Annotated in this window: 14 protein-coding genes; 2 read left to right on the top strand and 12 right to left on the bottom strand. The window is 57.5% G+C overall.

The genetic code is table 11. The annotated features are described in order from the left end of the window. Positions 1-38 precede the first annotated feature (38 nt). Both DIT72_RS01530 and tmpT read right to left on the bottom strand, forming a co-directional pair. The gene (locus DIT72_RS01530) at positions 39-1961 is read right to left on the bottom strand and encodes a PrkA family serine protein kinase (RefSeq protein ID WP_135953440.1); all 1923 of its coding nucleotides are present in this window, start codon (positions 1959-1961) and stop codon (positions 39-41) included. Positions 1962-2194: 233 nt separating this feature from the next. Beyond that, positions 2195-2848, bottom strand: coding sequence for a thiopurine S-methyltransferase (tmpT, locus tag DIT72_RS01525; RefSeq protein ID WP_135953439.1), 654 nt, complete (start codon positions 2846-2848; stop codon positions 2195-2197). Positions 2849-2946: 98 nt separating this feature from the next. Here tmpT and DIT72_RS01520 point away from each other — a divergent pair, with 98 nt between their 5' ends. Both DIT72_RS01520 and DIT72_RS01515 read left to right on the top strand, forming a co-directional pair. Then, positions 2947-3879 carry a D-2-hydroxyacid dehydrogenase gene (locus DIT72_RS01520; protein WP_135953438.1) on the top strand — a complete coding sequence of 311 codons (933 nt, stop codon included), beginning with the start codon at positions 2947-2949 and terminating at the stop codon, positions 3877-3879. 60 nt (positions 3880-3939) lie between these two features. Beyond that, the gene (locus tag DIT72_RS01515) at positions 3940-5262 is read left to right on the top strand and encodes a YihY/virulence factor BrkB family protein (RefSeq protein WP_135953437.1); all 1323 of its coding nucleotides are present in this window, start codon (positions 3940-3942) and stop codon (positions 5260-5262) included. Here the strand turns inward: DIT72_RS01515 and DIT72_RS01510 are convergent. The 10 genes from DIT72_RS01510 to metK form a co-directional block, all read right to left on the bottom strand. Then, positions 5259-6299 (bottom strand): HDOD domain-containing protein, encoded by a 1041-nt coding sequence (locus tag DIT72_RS01510; RefSeq protein ID WP_135953436.1) that lies wholly within the window; start codon positions 6297-6299, stop codon positions 5259-5261. The genes DIT72_RS01515 and DIT72_RS01510 overlap by 4 nt on opposite strands. A 124-nt stretch (positions 6300-6423) precedes the next feature. Continuing rightward, complete coding sequence (locus tag DIT72_RS01505; protein ID WP_135953435.1) at positions 6424-7653, bottom strand: DUF445 domain-containing protein; 1230 nt, start codon at positions 7651-7653, stop codon at positions 6424-6426. A 256-nt stretch (positions 7654-7909) separates the two neighbouring features. After that, a complete protein-coding gene (locus DIT72_RS01500) occupies positions 7910-8644 on the bottom strand; it encodes a 16S rRNA (uracil(1498)-N(3))-methyltransferase (protein WP_135953434.1) in 735 nt (244 codons plus the stop codon). A gap of 10 nt (positions 8645-8654) precedes the next feature. Beyond that, complete coding sequence (locus DIT72_RS01495; protein WP_135953433.1) at positions 8655-10007, bottom strand: adenosylmethionine--8-amino-7-oxononanoate transaminase; 1353 nt, start codon at positions 10005-10007, stop codon at positions 8655-8657. 146 nt (positions 10008-10153) lie between these two features. Further along, complete coding sequence (locus tag DIT72_RS01490; RefSeq protein ID WP_135953432.1) at positions 10154-10900, bottom strand: amino acid ABC transporter ATP-binding protein; 747 nt, start codon at positions 10898-10900, stop codon at positions 10154-10156. A 13-nt stretch (positions 10901-10913) separates the two neighbouring features. Continuing rightward, positions 10914-11585: an amino acid ABC transporter permease gene (locus tag DIT72_RS01485; RefSeq protein WP_135953431.1), complete on the bottom strand. Its 672-nt coding sequence runs from the start codon at positions 11583-11585 to the stop codon at positions 10914-10916. A gap of 69 nt (positions 11586-11654) precedes the next feature. After that, the gene (locus DIT72_RS01480) at positions 11655-12413 is read right to left on the bottom strand and encodes a transporter substrate-binding domain-containing protein (RefSeq protein WP_135953430.1); all 759 of its coding nucleotides are present in this window, start codon (positions 12411-12413) and stop codon (positions 11655-11657) included. A gap of 413 nt (positions 12414-12826) precedes the next feature. Continuing rightward, complete coding sequence (gene metF, locus DIT72_RS01475; protein WP_135953429.1) at positions 12827-13696, bottom strand: methylenetetrahydrofolate reductase [NAD(P)H]; 870 nt, start codon at positions 13694-13696, stop codon at positions 12827-12829. Positions 13697-13708: 12 nt separating this feature from the next. Next, a complete protein-coding gene (ahcY, locus tag DIT72_RS01470; RefSeq protein WP_135953428.1) occupies positions 13709-15103 on the bottom strand; it encodes an adenosylhomocysteinase in 1395 nt (464 codons plus the stop codon). A gap of 59 nt (positions 15104-15162) precedes the next feature. Continuing rightward, a complete protein-coding gene (gene metK / locus DIT72_RS01465) occupies positions 15163-16353 on the bottom strand; it encodes a methionine adenosyltransferase (protein ID WP_135953427.1) in 1191 nt (396 codons plus the stop codon). Positions 16354-16474 lie beyond the last annotated feature (121 nt).

Genomic DNA, 16474 nt, shown 5'->3' with positions numbered 1-16474 from the left:
CCCATAGTTTCACTCCAGTTCAGCGCAAGACGGCTGACTTATTGAGACTTACGAACCCGCAGGTACCATTCCGCAAGGAGACGGACCTGTTTTTCCGTGTAGCCCCGATCGACCATGCGCTCGACGAACTGCTTGTGTTTGTTCTGATCTTCCTGGCTGGCCTTCGGATTGAAGGAAATAACCGGCAGCAGGTCCTCGGTGTTCGAGAACATCTTCTTCTCGATCACGCTGCGCAGCTTTTCATAGCTGAGCCAGGACGGGTTCCGCCCCTGGTTGTTCGCCCGTGCCCGCAGCACGAAGTTGACCACTTCGTTACGGAAGTCCTTCGGATTGCTGATACCGGCCGGTTTCTCGATTTTTTCCAGTTCATCGTTGATGGCCGAGCGATTGAGGATTTCCCCGGTCTCCGGATCGCGGTATTCCTGATCCTGTATCCAGAAATCGGCATAGGTCACGTAACGGTCAAACAGGTTCTGGCCGTACTCGCTGTAGCTTTCCAGATACGCTGTCTGGATTTCCTTGCCGATAAATTCCACGTAATGGGGCGCCAGGAATTCCTTGATGAACCGCAGGTAGCGGTCCTGGATTTCCGCCGGGAACTGTTCCTGCTCTATCTGTTTTTCCAGCACATACAGCAGGTGCACCGGGTTGGCGGCCACTTCCGTGGTGTCGAAGTTGAACACCTTGGACAGGATCTTGAACGCAAAGCGTGTTGACAGCCCCTCCATGCCCTCATTCACCCCAGCCGCATCCCGGTACTCCTGGATCGACTTGGCCTTGGGATCGGTATCCTTGATGTTCTGGCCGTCGTAGACGCGCATCTTGGAGAAAATACTGGAGTTTTCCGGCTCCTTGGTGCGCGACAGGATGGAGAACTGCGCCAGCATATCCAGGGTGTCAGGTGCGCAGGGCGCGCCTGCCAGAGAGCTGTCACGCAACAGTTTGCGATAGATATCAATCTCTTCCGTTACACGTACACAGTAGGGCACCTTGACGATGTAAACCCGGTCAAGGAAGGCCTCGTTGTGTTTGTTGTTGCGGAAGGTCTGCCATTCAGACTCGTTGGAGTGGGCCAGAATGACGCCGTCGAAGGGCACGGAACCCATACCCTCGGTGGTGTTGTAATTGCCTTCCTGGGTGGCGGTCAGCAGCGGGTGCAGAACCTTGATGGGCGCCTTGAACATCTCCACGAATTCCAGCAGGCCCTGATTGGCCTTGCAAAGACCCCCGCTGAAGCTGTAGGCGTCCGGATCATCCTGGGAATAGTCTTCCAGCATGCGGATGTTCACTTTGCCCACCAGTGCCGAAATATCCTGGTTGTTGTCGTCACCCGGTTCGGTCTTGGAAACGCCGATCTGGTCCAGAATCGAAGGGTACATCTTGACTACCCGGAACTCGCTGATGTCGCCCCCGTATTCGTGCAGACGCTTTACCGCCCAGGGTGACATGATCGATTTCAGATAGCGGGACGGGATGCCGTATTCCTCTTCCAGAATCGCGGCGTCTTCTGCCGGATCGAACAGGCCTAGCGGGGACTCGTTTACTGGTGACCCCTTGATGGCATAGAAGGGGACTTTCTGCATCAGTGACTTGAGTTTTTCTGCCAGGGAGGATTTGCCGCCGCCGACGGGGCCGAGCAGGTAAAGGATCTGTTTCTTCTCTTCCAGGCCCTGGGCAGCATGGCGGAAGAAGGAGACGATATTTTCAACCGCGTCTTCCATGCCGTAGAATTCGGCGAACTCCGGATAGCGCTTGATTACCTTGTTGGAAAAGATGCGCGACAGTCTGGAATCGCGGGATGTGTCGATCAGTTCCGGCTCGCCGATAGCCATTAACATCCGCTCTGCGGCAGTGGCGTATGCCGCCGGGTCCTTTTTGCAGATCTCCAGGTATTCCTCAAGAGTGTATTCTTCCTCCTGAGTCGCTTCATACCGGTCTTTGAAGTGCTGCATGATGGTCATAGATGGCCCCTCGCTTGCTCTCTTACTGTTTAATAGACAGCTTTTAGTTCACGCAATTTCCCCGTTGCTGTTGGATCCGCCACTCCGGACGGTTGCTATGGTTATGGGTGGAAGTATAGGGAGTACCAGACCGATTTACGCTGGAGCGTCATCTCGGTCTGGTTATTTTGAGCTTAGTTCAAGCTTGGGGAGTTGGACAGGGGGATAAAGATTAAGGTTCATTAAATTGTGTATCAGAGTTTCCTGAGCCGGAACACACTCTCCGTAGCTCCGTCGAGCCCCCTGCGCTTGGTAAACGGATGATCCTTCGCCAGGGTGTTGGTCAGGATGTGTTCTATTTCGTAATCTCCGGAGTACAGTTCCCGGACTTCGTCATCGCTGACATTGAAGGGCGGGCCCTTGATCTCGGTATCGTAGTCCAGGGTGATCAGCAGGATTCGCGTGCCGTCCGGGATGACCGCTGTCAGGTGATCGACGTAGTCCTTGCGCATGTGGGGTGGCAGCGCGATCAGGGCAGCGCGATCGTAGACCAGCTTCACATGTTTCAGGTCGTCCGGCACCAACTGGAAGAAATCGCCGCGCCACAGCTCAAGGTCGTCATGTTTGAAGACGGTGAAGGGCTCGCCGGGGTGGACACTGGCTTTTTCGCCGCCTTCCTCGAAGAAGTCTTTGCAGGCCACTTCGCTCAGTTCCACGCCGATGACGGGGTGGCCACGGTCATGGAGCCACCACATATCGTGGGCTTTGCCGCACAGGGGAACAAAGACGGCGCCAGTGGCATTGCCGGAAAGTTCGGGCCAGTGGTCATAGAGGTATTGGTTGACCGTACCTTCGTGGAAGCCGATTTCGTTGTTGGCCCAGCGCTCATGCCAGAATTCGTGTTCCATGTGCAGTCCTCTTGTTCACCGGTTGGAGGTTTTGTTCAGTCTAACTTAATCTTGGGGACTGTTGGTTGACCGAAAACATCGCGAATAGGGATTTATAAATGAAAGCCGTATTTCTGGATGCAGACACACTGGGTAACGACGTGGACCTCTCGCCGATTGAGGCAGTGACCGGAGAATTGGTGAAGTATCCGCAAACCTCGCCGGACGAGGTACAGGAACGTATCCGGGGTTTCGATACAGTGCTGGTGAACAAGGTGGTGCTGTCGCGGGAGCATTTTGAGGCGTGCCCGGAACTGAATACCATTGCGGTGGTAGCCACGGGGCTGAACAATATTGACCAGGAAGCGGCCCGGGCCCACGGGGTCAGGGTGATGAATGTGACCAACTATGGGCGTTCCACGGTGGCGCAGCACACCATGGCGCTGATGCTTGCGCTGGCCACGCGGTTGCTGGATTACGACAGGGACGTGCGGGCCGGGCGCTGGGGGCAGAGCCCGATGTTCTGCCTGATGGATCACCCGATCATGGAGCTGGAAGGACGCACGCTGGGGATTTTTGGTTATGGCGATCTCGGCCAGGGGGTTATTGAGCGGGCGAAAGCGTTCGGTATGAATATTCTGCTGGGGGCGAGGCCGGGTCAGGCCGCTGGCGAGGTGGATGGTTACCCCAGGGTTCCCATGGATGAGTTATTGCCCCGGGCAGACGTACTCTCGCTGCATTGCCTGCTGACCGACGAAACCCGCAACATGATCGGCTCCCGGGAGCTGAAGATGATGAAAAAGGAGGCACTGCTGATCAATACCAGCCGCGGCGGCCTGGTGGACGAGCAGGCGCTGGCCGATGCTCTGCGGGCCGGGACCATTGGCGGTGCCGGATTTGATGTGCTGACAGAAGAGCCGCCGCGCAATGGCAATCCGCTGCTGGCGGATGACATCCCCAATCTGATTGTGACGCCCCATTCCGCCTGGGCAAGCCGGGAAGCGAGGCAGAGGATTGTGGAGATTACCGCGCGTAATCTGTCATCTGCCTGATTTAACGGTTACTCTCCTGAATTATAATCTGTAAAAAAACACTTTCAAGCAGGATGTCGAGTGGCTTCGTTACAACTGAAAGACAGGCTCCAGAAAGCTGAAACCTGGATTCTGGCCAATCCCAACCCACCGCAAAGCTGGCCATGGACCTGGCTGTATAAAACCGGGCGTACGGCCTATGCACTGGTGCGGGACATCACTGCCGGCAACCTGACCCTGCATGCCATGAGCCTGGTGTATACCACCCTGCTGAGCATTGTGCCGCTGCTGGCGCTGAGCTTTTCGGTGCTCAAGGCGCTGGGCGTGCATGAGCGTATGGAGCCGTTCCTGTTCCAGTTCTTTGAGCCCATGGGGCCGCAGGGCGTGCAGCTTGCCGAGCAGATTCTCGGGTTCGTGGACAATATGAAGGTCGGTGTGCTGGGTTCGGTGGGCCTGGCTTTGCTGGTTTATACGGTGATTTCGCTGGTGCAGAAAATCGAGCGCTCCTTCAACATGATCTGGCGAGTGCCGGATATGCGTTCCATGGCCCAGCGTTTCAGCAACTACCTCAGTGTTATCATGATTGGTCCGTTGTTGATGGTGTCGGCCATTGGTATCAGCGCCACCATCTTCTCGTCTGCGTTTGTCCAGGCTTTGATGGAAGTTGAACCGTTGGGGTCAGCGGTTATTTTTGCCACCCGTTTCACTCCCTTCTTGCTCGTGGTCTCGGCATTCACCTTCGTGTATGTGTTTATTCCCAATACCAGAGTGAAGGTTCGTTACGCCCTGGTCGGTGGCCTGGTGGCAGGTATCTCCTGGCAGTTCGCGGGAATGCTGTTTGCATCTTTTGTGGCGGGTTCGGCGAAATACGCAGCCATTTATTCCAGTTTCGCCATCGGTATCATCCTGCTGATCTGGCTCTATCTGAACTGGATAATCCTTTTGCTGGGCTCCAGTATTGCGTTCTATCTGCAGAATCCCGGCGCGGTGGCCAAACGCAGAGAGGTAAGGTTGTCACCGGAGCTGCAGGAAAATACCGCTCTGGCATTGATGTGGCTGGTGGCAAAGCCCTTCAGTGAAGGTCGGCCGGCACCCCAGCAGGAGGAAGTCGAGCATAAGCTGCGAGTGCCCGGCGAGATAACCCGTGGCGTGAGCGACAAGCTTATTCGTGCACGCCTGCTGGAGTTGGCGGGGCGTAACGGGGATTGTCTTGTTCCCGGACAGTCTCTGGATCGGATTACAATCGGAGGTGTGCTGCAGGCCATTCGTCACGATGAGGATCGTGTGGTGGACCGCCTGCCCTACGTAGTGCCGCGACGCCTTCTGGCCAGGGCTCCTGAAGACGAGTCAGTCTCCTTCGCCGAATTGCTGAGGCAGGAAGAGGACGGCAAGGAGCGCTCCTAGGCACGGGCTTTGGAGCCGGCTTCCAACACCTCAAGTATGACTTTTCGCACCCGTGTAAACTGTTCCCCGGAAATATGAATGATGCTGAGCACGTCTTCCTCCGGCATGTTGCGCTGGTGGGCATGGCGCAGGACTTCCCGGGTGCCGACAATGATACCGTCATTAAGCGGGGAGAGCTTCTGCCCCGGAGCAGGTCGCTCCGCCGCCAGCAGCTGGGCATGGTATTTGGGCGGAAGATTCCACTCATTGGCCAGCAATTGCGAAGTTGCCCACTGGTAGCGTGAGAGGGCGTCGTGTATCAGCGAGGGGGAAGGCTCCGCCATCCCCGGTTCCATCCGGCAGATTCGCTGCAGTTCTCTCCTCAGGGTGATATAGGAGAGTGCAGGCAGTAACCCCGTCATGAAGAAGACGCTGCTATCCTGGCCCTGGATTTTCGCGATCAGCTCTGCACTGCGGGCGCAGGTAAGGCCCCAGCGCCATACTCTCTGGGCAAACAGGGCCTCGCGGCTGTTTCGCGCGGCCATCATCGGGCGCATGATCGAAGCGGAAATTACATTGCGAATACCGTCCAGACCCAGCACAAAAACCGCCTGATCCACCGAGTCTATGGACTGGTCGCCGGGCCGGAAATAGGGGCTGTTGGCAATCTGCAGCAACTGTTCGGTCAGTGCCGGGTCATTGAGGATGATTTCGGTCAGGTGGTTCCGGTCCGATGTGTCATCCGAGAGCGCCCGCATCAACTTCGGCAGCGTCATTGGCTGGCGTGGTAACTCGTCCAGCTCCCGCCTGGCAATCCGCCCACGCAGATTTTCCAGTATAGGTTCCCATTGCCCCGGTTCTGAGTGCAGCGCTGTCGGCGGTGAGTCCAGAAGCCAGCTAAACAGATGCTCTTCCAGCTGGTCGATGAGCGCGGGATCAGTGGTCGAGTTGTTTTCTGTTGCCACCGCCGAGTTAAGCAGGCGGGACTCAGGTGCTGAGACGGTTCCTGGTTTGTCGGAAGAAAATAACCCTGAAATCCAGGAAAGAAAGCCTGGCATCCGATGCCTCCGGGAAAGAAATTGTAGCCGGGAAATGCGCACCCGTACTGCGCGAGTATAGAGCCCGGTAGCGATTATTCCCAGCGTAAGCCGGCATATAACCTCGGGTTTCCCTGAATTAAAATCACAGAACCGAACCACCGAACACGAAGATCAGTTGGCAGATGCCAGCGGTGAAACCCAGGAAGGCTCCGACTATGATCAGCTTGATTTCGTCTTCCTGGAAGCAGGGGCGCAGCAGGTCCTGGAATTCCTCCGAGGACAGGGCAGTCATGCGTTTAACCATGATGCGTTCTACCGCCCGCGCCCGGTCTGTTTCGAAAATGGCGTTGTTGAACGAGGTTTGCGAAATGTCGATGGCTTTCTGGCCCACCTGGTTTTTAAGGGTGGCGAATCCTGTTGGTCCGAAGGCTACCTGAGTCAGGGCTTTGCCCATGCCGGCCGTCTCATCCACCAGGGGCTTGATGTGCTTCCTGACCATGTTGCGGGCACGGTCGCTTTTCCGGCCCTCCATGATGGCGTTAACGATATTTCCGACGGTGAGGATTTCATGGGTCACGATGTGGCAGAAAGATTCGGCCACTTCGGGTTGGCGCTTGAGAAACAGCCCCTGCAGCCGCAGCGGCCCTATTTTTTTCTCGTGCAGCGGGCGGAAGATCACGTTCAGTGCAATCCAGTTGGTGGCCCAGCCCACCAGCAAGCCGAAGAAGGGTAGTACCCACCAGTTCTGGTAGAAGTACCAGACGGTCATCTGTATCAGGCCGAACAGAAAGCCGAAATAGAATCCGGAGTTGATGATGAAGCGGAATTCCGCCTCGCCACACTCGATGAATATCCGGTTCAGCAGGAGTTTGTCCTTCGCCAGGCGTTCGATGACCATGCTTTTGATGTCCAGCAGGTCTTCGATATTGTTCGATACGTCGTCTACCAGGTTGTCTACCAGTTGCGGGGCAGATTTTCGTACCCGTTCATAGACCAGTCTCCTGGCAGAGGCCGGCAGGTTTTCCCAGAAAGTGGGGTGTTCCTTGAGCATCAGTTCGTCGACGTATTCTTCGATACGGGGCTCGACGGTGTAGATGATGTGGGCGGCGAGGACCTCGGGGTCGATCTGCTGGAAGATTTCCCGCACGGTGCCGATCTTGGAAATGGTAGCGTCGACGCTGATGGCGGCCATTTTCCGGGCCTTGGAGGGAATGATGCCCTGCCAGCCCAGCAATGGCGGTTTGCCGACGAATTCCAGCGGGTAGAAGGTCATTTTGATGGCCAGCCAGTTGGTGATCCAGCCGATCAGGGCAGCAATCACCGGGATACTGAGGTATTGCCAGAATTCAGGGTTGCTAAACAGGCTTGTCATCTGGTGTTCGCTTATTTTCTTCTGGAGTTTGCTGCATGACGGGGAGGCGTTTGCAAAACACGCTCAAGCACATCCATGTGGCGCTTGAGCTCCGCCATCCATGGCTCCGCACAGTTTTGGAAACGCCTCCCCGTAATGCAGCCTCGGCTAGAGAGCTACCCTCGACGCTTTTTACTCGACAGGGATAATGTTGTTAGGCGTCGCTGCTGTCAATGACTTGCCTGCCAGCCTGAGACGGCGGCACGGTCGGAATCTGTCAGCTTCCGATGTCTCCCCACAACCATTGGCACAGAGCTATGGCCGCGACCGGGGCGGTTTCGGTTCTGAGGACTCGGGGGCCGAGGGCTACAGGGAGAAAGCCGGCGGTTTCGGCGGCGGTGATTTCGTCCGGGCTGAGGCCGCCTTCCGGGCCGATCATCAGGGCCACCCGACCTGGTTTTGCCAGCGTGTTCAGGGACCGTTCGGTGCGGTGGTGGAGGACCAGGCGCAGGTCGCAGTCGCTGGTGTGGTCGAACCAGTCCGTCAGCGCCATAACCGGCAATATCTCCGGCACCCGGGCGCGGCCGCATTGTTCGGCGGCGCTGGTGGCGACGGACTGCCAGTGGCGCAGGCGTTTGTCTTCGCGGTCGCCTTTGAGTTTTACGTCGCAGCGTTCGGTGGTCAGGGGAACGATGCGGGTGACGCCCATTTCTACGGCTTTCTGCACAGCATAGTCCATGCGGTCGCCCTTGGAGAGGGTCTGGCCGAGGACGATGTCCAGAGGGGATTCGTTGGTGTTTGCCACCGGGCTGCCAACCTGCACTTCCACCCGTTTTTTTCCGGATTCGTTGATCGTGGCGGGGTAGTCGTTGCCATCGCCGTTGAACAGCAGCAGTTCCTGCCCGGGCTGCATGCGCAATACGCGGCCGACGTGTTGCGCCGCGTTGTCGTCCAGTGCAGCGGTGGCTCCCTCGCTCAGCGGAGAGTCAGTGTAGATACGAGGGGTGCGCATGGTGTTTTCGTCAGTCCCGTACAGCGATTTCGATGCCTTCAGTGGCTACCTGGGCCAGGTGGCGGATCTGCTCTTCAGTAATCACGTAGGGTGGCATGAAGTAGACCACGTTGCCCAGGGGGCGCAGCAGGGACTGGCGGGTAAGGGCGTGCTGGTATACGCGGATGCCACGGCGTTCCTGCCAGGGGAAGGGCTCTTTGGTGGCTTTGTTCCTGACCAGTTCCACCGCCAGGGTCATGCCGTGCTGGCGGATATCGCCAACGTTGGGGTGGTCCGCCAGGTGGGCCACGGAGTCTGCCATGCAGGCGCTCAGACGTCTGTTGTTCTCGATCACCTTGTCATCGCGGAAGATGTCCAGAGTCGCCAGTGCCACGGCGCAACCAATAGGGTTGCCGGTGTAACTGTGACTGTGCAGGAAAGCCTTCAGGGTTTCGTAGTCGTCGTAGAAGGCGTTATAGACATTATCGGTGGTGAGCACCACGGACAGTGGCAGGTAGCCGGCGGTCAGGCCTTTAGACAGGCACATGAAGTCCGGGGTGATGCCCGACTGCTCGCAGGCAAACAGGGTGCCGGTGCGGCCGAAGCCAACAGCGATTTCGTCGGCGATCAGGTGTACGCCATATCTGTCGCAGGCTTCACGAAGTCTGGTGTGGTAGATCGGGTGGTGCATGCGCATGCCGCCGGCGCACTGAACCAGGGGTTCTACTACCACGGCACAGATCTCGTCGTGTTTTTCCGCCAGCAGTGCGTCCATGGCTTCGAACTGGCGCAGGGCGTATTCCTCATCGGTTTCGCCGGGCTCTTTGTTGAAGGCATCCGGAGAGGGCGCCGTCAGCACTTCCATCAATAGTGGCTGATAGGTGTCCTTGTAGAGGGCAACATCGCCAAGAGCCAGGGCTCCCAGGGTTTCTCCGTGATAGCTGTTGCCCAGGTTGACGAAGTTTTTCTTGCCCGGTTTGCCGTGGTTTTTCCAGTAATGGAAACTCATCTTGAGTGCCGCTTCAATCGCCGAAGAACCGTTGTCGGCGTAAAAGCACTTGTTGAGGCCGTCAGGGGTGACTTCGATAAGTCGCTCGGACAGGTTAACCACAGGCTCGTGGGTGAATCCGGCCAGGATGACATGCTCCAGCTGGCCAATCTGTTCCTGGATCGCCGCGTTGATTCTCGGGTTGGCGTGACCGAACAGGTTGACCCACCAGGAACTCACGGCGTCGATGAAGCGGTTGCCCTCAAAATCCTCCAGCCAGACGCCTTCACCCCGCTTGATCGGAACCAGCGGCACAGCCCCTTCGTGGTCTTTCATCTGGGTGCAGGGATGCCATACGGATTTGAGGCCGCGGGCGACGAGGTCAGCGTTGCGCATGATAAATCTCCATGAGACGGTCAGGTTCAGGATTCTCGGCGGTTAACCTGTGCGGATATTACAGTTAACAGCGCCCGCTGACCACCGCCTGCTGAGCCGCCCCGCGCTCACCGGGGGCAGGGCGGCTGTCTCCCTTTCGCTGTGGTTCAGTGCGCGAGCACCCGGCTCAGGAACGCCTGGGTACGTTCATTCTGCGGGTTGTCGAACACGTCCGCAGGCTTGCCTTCTTCGACAATCCTGCCCTCGTGGATGTAAATCACGCGGTCGGCTACTTCCCGGGCGAAGCCCATTTCGTGGGTTACCACCATCATGGTCATACCCTCTTTGGCCAGTTCACGCATTACGTCCAGCACTTCACCGATCATTTCCGGGTCCAGTGCCGAGGTGGGTTCGTCGAACAGCATCAGCTTTGGCTCCATGGCCAGGGCGCGGGCAATGGCTACCCGTTGTTGCTGGCCTCCGGACAGATGGGAGGGGTACTTGTCCGCCTGGCTGGCAATGCCCACGCGGTTCAGTAACCGGTCGGCGGTGGCGCTGGCAATGGGCTCGGGCGCTTCCTTGACCTTCCTGGGAGCAAGCATGATGTTCTTCTTCACCGTGAGGTGGGGGAAAAGATTGAACTGCTGGAACACCATGCCCACTTCCTTGCGGATTTTCGCCAGGGCTTTCTGGTTCCCGCTTTTCGGGGCAAGTTCGTTGCCGTCCACTACCAGTTTGCCGGATTCGAATTCTTCCAGGCCATTGACGCAACGGATAAGAGTGGACTTGCCGGAACCGCTGGCGCCGATGATCACCACCACTTCGCCGGCTTCAACGGTCAGGTCAATTTCCTTGAGGACATGCAGGGTACCGAAGTACTTGTTCATGCCCCGCATTTGCACGATCTGTGTCATGAGTACCTATCCTTCAGACAGAAACCAGTCCGCGCCGCTCTATGTAGCGGAGCACGAGAGAGAGGGAGAGGGTAATCGCGAGGTACATGAGCGCCACCACGAAGTAGACCTCGAAGGCGGTAAAGGTATTGGCGATATACACCTGGCCCTGACGGACCAGTTCACCCACACCAATGACCGAGAACAGCGAGGTGTCCTTGATGCTCACGATCGCCTGATTGCCCAGAGGCGGGATCATGCGGCGGAAGGCCTGTGGCCAGATGATCGACCAGAAGGTCTGGGACCGTGACAGGCCCAGGGAAAGGCCGGCTTCGGTCTGGCCCTTGTCGATCGACTGCACGCCGCCACGGACAACTTCGGAGATATAGGCGCCGGAGTTCAGGGCGATGGCTGCGATACCGGCGGTCAGCGGATCAATGGGGCCGCCAATCAGATCTGGCAAGCCATAGAAGATGAACAGCACCTGTACCAGAATCGGGGTGCCGCGAAAAATTTCAATATACGCCGTGGCTGGCCAGCGTAAAAACCACCTTTTATTGATGCTCAGCAAGCCAAAAAAGATGCCGAGTATGAAACCGATGGCAAGGCCGCCAAAGGAAATAAGAAGAGTGTAGGGAATGCCTTTGAGCAGGTAGGGAATCGAGTTTATGGCTGCCTGCCAGTCAAACTGAAACTGGAATTCCACAGTGGGTGTCTCCGTCGGGTGGGGCGTTGCCAGCCGGGGCGCTTTGCGCCGCGGCTGTGGTTTTCAGTTTTACTTGTCTTCCGGCATGGGGCCGAACCACTTCTCGTAGATTTCCTCGTAGGTGCCGTCTTCCTTGATGGACGCCAGGGCGTCGTTTACGTCATCCACCCACTCGCTGCCGTCTTTCAGCGCAATGCCGTATTGCTGGCCTTCGTACAGCTTGCCAACGGTTTTAACCTTGCCTTCACCCTTGGTGCTGGCAAAGTAGCCCACATTGGGCGCATCGTAGAAGACCGCATCAACAGCACCTGACATCAGCGCCATGTACATGTCCGAACTGCCCGGATACGGGGTGACACCGTCGTCCTCATCCAGGGTTGCCACCAGGTAGTCGTAACTGGTGCTGCCGATTTTGGTGCCGATTTTCAGGCCTTCGAGATCCGAGATCTCTTTCACGTCATCGTTGCTCTCGCGCACCAGGATGCGCAGACCGGAATCGTAATACGGGTCGGAGAAATCAACGATCTCCTCACGCGCCTCGGTGATGGTGATGCCGGCGATGGCGATATCCACGTTGCCCGTCTGCAGCGCCGGGATGATGCCGTTGAAGTCCATGGTGTTCAGGTCGATCTCAAAACCGGCACGGTCTGCCACTTCGCGGATGATCTCCATGTCGAACCCGATCATCTCACCGGTTTCCTGGTCCATCATTTCGAAAGGCACGAAGCTGGGGTCGGTAACAACACGCAGGGTCTCTGCGCTGGCGGTTCCTGCTGCTACGGTGAATGCCAGGGTTGCGCCAACCGTTTTAAGCCATTTTGTGCTCATACAATCTCCTTTTTCTTCTGTGTTCGCCCTCGCACCTGGTCGGATGCGCCGGAAATAAAGGCTGATCAAGCCTGGTTTCTCTCCGGGGGCGGTTAATGGAACTGCAACTTTTATACTTTAGACCATTGGGCGGAGAAGTACAGAAAATCAAGTGGTTGGGTGTGGGGAGAGAGTTCAGAGGGAGTTGTCGGATTACGGCCCGTTGGGCCTAATCCGACCTACCGTAGCCGCCATGGGCGTATCAATGCAGGTCGGATCAGGCGAAGCTGTAATCCGACACCAGAATCGAATCCACACCCCGGTTTGCGTAGGTCGGATTAGGCGAAGCCGTAATCCGACACCAAAATAAAATCCACAACCCTGGTTTGCGTAGGTCGGATCAGGCGAAGCCGTAATCCGACAAAGCCGGCTCCTCAAAAAGCAATTTTCTGCCGCTCCCCAAGTCCCAGATTCTTCCAGATGCTAAGACTCGGCTCAGCCTGGTTCAGGGTATAAAAGTGCAACCCCGGGGCCCCGGCGGCGAGCAGTTTTTCGCACATGCCGGTAACCATTTCCTCACCGAATTGGCGGATGCTGTCGCTGTCGTCGCCGTAAGCTTCCAGCTGCTTGCGGATCCAGCGGGGGATTTCCGCGCCGCACATGTCGGAGAAGCGGGTCAGGTTGGAGAAGTTGACGATAGGCATGATGCCCGGAACCACCGGAATGGTAACGCCCATCCTTTCCAGCCGGTCAATAAAGTAGAAGTAGCTGTCCGCGTTGAAGAAGTACTGGGTAATGGCGCTGTTGGCGCCGGCTTCAACCTTGCGGGCGAAGTTCTTCAGGTCGTCTTCCGCGGTGCGGGCCTGGGGATGAAACTCAGGGTAGGCCGCCACTTCGATGTTGAAGGTATCGCCGCTGTGCTCGCGAATGAAACTAACCAGCTCATTGGCATGGCGCAGTTCACCGGCAGCGCCCATGCCCGAAGGCATGTCGCCCCGCAGGGCGACGATGCGGTTGATACCGTTGTCACGGTAGACATCCAGCAGTTCCGCAATGCTGCCCCGGCTGGCGCCCACGCAGGACAGGTGCGGCGCAGTGGACACGCCCCGCTTGTGCAGATCCAGCACTGTCTGCACAGTGCGGTCCCGGGTGGACCCGCCGGCGCCAAAGGTGACCGAGAAGAAATCCGGATCAACCCCGGCCAGGGTATTGCGCACGCCCTGCAGCTTTTCCCAGCCCCTGTCGGTCTTGGGCGGGAAAAACTCGAAGCTGAAACGGCGTCTGAACTGTTTCTGGGTTTCCATGCTGCTACCTGATCAGTATCTGTAACTTTCCGGCTTGTACGGGCCCTCGACCGGTACACCAATGTAATTCGCCTGCTCCGGTGTCATCCTGGTGATCACGCCACCAAAGCCTTCCACCATGGCACGGGCCACTTCCTCGTCGAGCTGTTTGGGCAGAACCTGCACATAGATACCCTTTTCGCGGGCATCTTCCGGAAGATCGGCAAACTTGCGCTCGAACAGGTACATCTGTGCCAGCACCTGGTTGGCGAACGAGCCGTCCATGATCCGCGACGGGTGGCCGGTGGCGTTGCCCAGATTCACCAGGCGGCCTTCGGACAGAAGGATCAGGTGGTCGTTGGTAGCCTTGTCTCGATACACCACATGCACCTGCGGTTTGACCTCGTCCCACTCCCAGTTCTTGCGCATGTAGCCAGTGTCAATTTCGTTGTCAAAGTGGCCGATGTTGCACACCACGGCGCCGGTCTTCAGCGCCTTGAGCATGTTGGCATCACACACGTTCATGTTGCCGGTGGACGTGACCAGCAGGTCGGTGTTCTGCAACAGCGCCTTGTCCACCCCCGACTCGGTGCCGGTGTTAACGCCGTCAAGGTAAGGAGACACCACTTCAAAACCGTCCATGCAGGCCTGCATGGCACAGATCGGGTCGGCTTCGGTGATTTTCACAATCATGCCTTCCTGGCGCAGGGAAGCAGCAGAGCCCTTGCCCACGTCGCCGTAACCGATCACCAGCGCCTTCTTGCCAGCCATCAGGTGGTCGGTGGCGCGTTTGATGGCGTCGTTGAGGCTGTGGCGACAGCCGTACTTGTTGTCGTTTTTGGCCTTGGTTACCGAGTCGTTGACGTTGATGGCCGGTACCTTCAGTGTGCCGTTGCGCAGCATTTCCTGCAGGCGGTGTACACCGGTTGTGGTTTCCTCGGTCACACCGTGGCACTTGGCCAGAACCTCCGGATACTTCTCGTGCAGCAGCGCTGTCAGGTCGCCGCCGTCGTCCAGGACCATGTTCGGCTCCCAGCCTTCAACATCGACACCGACCGTGCGCTCAAGACACCATTCATATTCTTCGTCGGTTTCGCCTTTCCAGGCAAACACCGGAATACCCTCGGCGGCGATGGCGGCGGCAGCCTGGTCCTGGGTGGAGAAGATGTTGCACGATGACCAGCGTACGTTGGCGCCCAGTTCGATCAGTGTTTCGATCAGTACGGCGGTCTGGATGGTCATGTGGATACAGCCCATGACGTTGGCGCCTTTCAGCGGCTGCTCGCCCTTGTACTTTTCACGGAGCTTGATCAGCGCGGGCATTTCGCCTTCAGCGATGTTGATTTCCTTACGGCCCCAGGCCGCGAGTGAAATATCGCGAACTTTGTAGTCGTCGAATTGCTTCAGTTTCTCTGCTGGAGTGCTCATGGTGTTCTCCTGTCATTAAAATTCTGGTGATCGCTGTCTTTGTACGACCAGTTCTGAAATCAGATACCAGCGGCGTCCTTCAATAGGTCCGCGCGATCGGTCTTTTCCCATGGGAAGGAGGTAAACGTCTTGCCACCAACCGTCATCTCGACAGGCTCGCGGCCGAAGTGGCCGTAGGCCGCTGTTGCACGGTACATCGGGTGCAGCAGATCCAGCATGTTGGTGATCGCATAGGGACGCAGGTCGAAGTTCTGGCGGATCAGTTCAATGATCTTGTCGTCGCTGATCTTGCCGGTGTCGAAGGTGTTCAGGGAAATCGATGTCGGCTGCGCCACGCCGATGGCGTAGGACACCTGGATCTCACACTTCTCCGCCAGGCCTGCAGCAACGATGTTCTTGGCGACGTAACGGCCGGCGTAAGCGGCGGAACGGTCAACCTTGGACGGGTCCTTGCCGGAGAAGGCGCCGCCGCCATGGCGGGACATGCCTCCGTACGTGTCTACGATGATCTTGCGGCCGGTCAGGCCACAGTCGCCTACCGGGCCGCCGATCACGAACTTGCCGGTGGGATTGATGTGGAACTGTGTGTCTTTGTGCAGCAGTTCTGCTGGCAGCGCGTTTTTGACGATCAGCTCCATGACGGCTTCTTTCAGATCCGCCTGGGAAACGTCTTCGTCGTGCTGGGTTGACAGCACCACAGCGTCGATGCCGGTTACCCTGCCGTTTTCGTAGCGGCAGGTGACCTGGCTTTTTGCATCAGGACGCAGCCATGGCAGCAGGCCACTCTTGCGGGCTTCGGCCTGGCGCTGTACCAGGCGGTGCGAGAAGGTGATAGGTGCAGGCATCAAAACGTCGGTTTCGTTGCTGGCGTAGCCGAACATCAGGCCCTGATCGCCGGCGCCCTGGTCTTCCGGTTTCTTGCGGTCAACACCCTGGGCGATGTCCACAGACTGCTTGCCGATGATGTTAATGATGCCGCAGGTGTCGCCGTCGAAGCCCACGGTGGAGGAGGTGTAGCCGATGTCCTTGATAACTTCCCGAACCAGGTCCTCGAGGTCTACCCAGGAACTGGTGGTGATTTCCCCGCCGATAATGGCAACGCCGGTTTTTACCATGGTTTCACAGGCTACCCGGGCGTGGGGGTCGTCCACGAGGATGGCGTCGAGTACGGCATCGGAAATCTGGTCTGCCAGTTTATCGGGATGGCCTTCAGAGACCGATTCGGAGGTAAAGACGCTGTAATCAGACATAGGGTTGCTCCACTGTGAACGTTGCATATTCTGGCCGGCGGTGGATCTTGAGCTGCGGCCGATAGTATTGATGTCGGTATCGTAAATCAGTTTTCAGAGTCTGCATAATTCTATATCAAAA

The organism is Marinobacter orientalis, from assembly GCF_004792665.1.
Lineage (GTDB): Bacteria > Pseudomonadota > Gammaproteobacteria > Pseudomonadales > Oleiphilaceae > Marinobacter > Marinobacter orientalis.
This window is presented reverse-complemented; position numbering and strand designations above follow the sequence as displayed.

What these genes read in the sequence shown, in the direction of transcription:
- DIT72_RS01530 (WP_135953440.1), bottom strand. Translation starts at nt 1,961, where the DNA reads ATGACCATCATGCAGCACTTCAAAGACCGGTATGAAGCGACTCAGGAG.
- tmpT (WP_135953439.1), bottom strand. Translation starts at nt 2,848, where the DNA reads ATGGAACACGAATTCTGGCATGAGCGCTGGGCCAACAACGAAATCGGC.
- DIT72_RS01520 (WP_135953438.1), top strand. Translation starts at nt 2,947, where the DNA reads ATGAAAGCCGTATTTCTGGATGCAGACACACTGGGTAACGACGTGGAC.
- DIT72_RS01510 (WP_135953436.1), bottom strand. Translation starts at nt 6,299, where the DNA reads ATGCCAGGCTTTCTTTCCTGGATTTCAGGGTTATTTTCTTCCGACAAA.
- DIT72_RS01505 (WP_135953435.1), bottom strand. Translation starts at nt 7,653, where the DNA reads ATGACAAGCCTGTTTAGCAACCCTGAATTCTGGCAATACCTCAGTATC.
- DIT72_RS01500 (WP_135953434.1), bottom strand. Translation starts at nt 8,644, where the DNA reads ATGCGCACCCCTCGTATCTACACTGACTCTCCGCTGAGCGAGGGAGCC.
- DIT72_RS01495 (WP_135953433.1), bottom strand. Translation starts at nt 10,007, where the DNA reads ATGCGCAACGCTGACCTCGTCGCCCGCGGCCTCAAATCCGTATGGCAT.
- DIT72_RS01490 (WP_135953432.1), bottom strand. Translation starts at nt 10,900, where the DNA reads ATGACACAGATCGTGCAAATGCGGGGCATGAACAAGTACTTCGGTACC.
- DIT72_RS01480 (WP_135953430.1), bottom strand. Translation starts at nt 12,413, where the DNA reads ATGAGCACAAAATGGCTTAAAACGGTTGGCGCAACCCTGGCATTCACC.
- metF (WP_135953429.1), bottom strand. Translation starts at nt 13,696, where the DNA reads ATGGAAACCCAGAAACAGTTCAGACGCCGTTTCAGCTTCGAGTTTTTC.
- ahcY (WP_135953428.1), bottom strand. Translation starts at nt 15,103, where the DNA reads ATGAGCACTCCAGCAGAGAAACTGAAGCAATTCGACGACTACAAAGTT.
- metK (WP_135953427.1), bottom strand. Translation starts at nt 16,353, where the DNA reads ATGTCTGATTACAGCGTCTTTACCTCCGAATCGGTCTCTGAAGGCCAT.